Annotated in this window: 2 protein-coding genes; both read left to right on the top strand. The window is 44.0% G+C overall.

The genetic code is table 11. The annotated features are described in order from the left end of the window. Positions 1 to 565, top strand: a 565-nt coding sequence (locus tag R8N46_RS25350; RefSeq protein WP_318189795.1) for a zinc-binding dehydrogenase, incomplete at its 5' end; no start/stop codon positions are given. A gap of 27 nt (positions 566 to 592) precedes the next feature. Then, a partial coding sequence (locus R8N46_RS25345) for a glutathione S-transferase (RefSeq protein ID WP_318189794.1) occupies positions 593 to 1085 on the top strand: 493 nt, incomplete at its 3' end.

Genomic DNA, 1085 nt, shown 5'->3' with positions numbered 1-1085 from the left:
AACGGGACCTGTCGGCGCGCCAGTTGGTCAAATCGGTAAAATCAAAGGCTGCCGCGTAATTGGTATCGCCGGTGGCGAAGAAAAATGTCGCTACGCAAAAGAGGTTTTAGGCTTTGATGAGTGTATCGATCACAAAGCAGATGATTTCGAACAACAATTGAAAGATGCATGCTACAACGGCATCGATGTTTACTTTGAAAACGTAGGCGGCAAAGTATTCGAAGCTGTCATGCCACTTCTCAATACCAGTGCGCGTATCCCTTTGTGTGGATTGATTTCTCAATACAACGCAACAGAATTACCTGAAGGCACAGACCATCTACCTCTGCTAATGGGTAAACTACTGACGAAACGAATCAAGGTACAAGGCTTTATCATTTTTGATGACTACGGTCACCGTTACGGTGAGTTCGCTCAAGATATCAATCAGTGGTTGGCTGAAGGAAAGATCCAATACCGCGAACATCTAGTAGAAGGTCTAGACAATGCGCCAGAGGCATTTATTGGTCTGCTAGAAGGCAAGAACTTTGGCAAGCTTGTTGTAAAAATCAACGACCCACTATAACAACCCGCAATAAGGAAGGGATAACAAATGATAAAACTTCATCATCTGAATCAGTCACGCTCTAAGCGTATTATCTGGTTACTTGAAGAGCTCAACGTGGATTACGAAATCGTGCCTTACGTTCGTGACAAAGTGACTTACATGGCACCGCCAGAACTAAAGAGCGTTCATCCACTTGGTAAGTCGCCACTCCTTGAAGATGATGGTGAGTTTATTATTGAATCAGGAGCCATGACTGAATACTTGATTGAAAAGTACAGTGATGGAGCGCTTGCCCCTAAGCGTGGTACAAAAGCGCATACTGAATATTTACAATGGATGCACTTTGCAGAAAGCTCCGCTATTTTGCCGATGCTATTGAAAATATTCATCAGCAAAGAGCCAAACTCGATGCAGTTTTTGCCTGCATACGCCGACAAAGAAGCAATGAATGTATTGAGCTACTTCGAACAAGCGTTGGAAGGAAAAACCTACCTCGTAGAAGAGCGATTGACGGGTGCAGACATCATGACGTCTTTCA

This window comes from Vibrio sp. 1874 (assembly GCF_033344395.1).
GTDB lineage: Bacteria > Pseudomonadota > Gammaproteobacteria > Enterobacterales > Vibrionaceae > Vibrio > Vibrio alginolyticus.
This window is presented reverse-complemented; position numbering and strand designations above follow the sequence as displayed.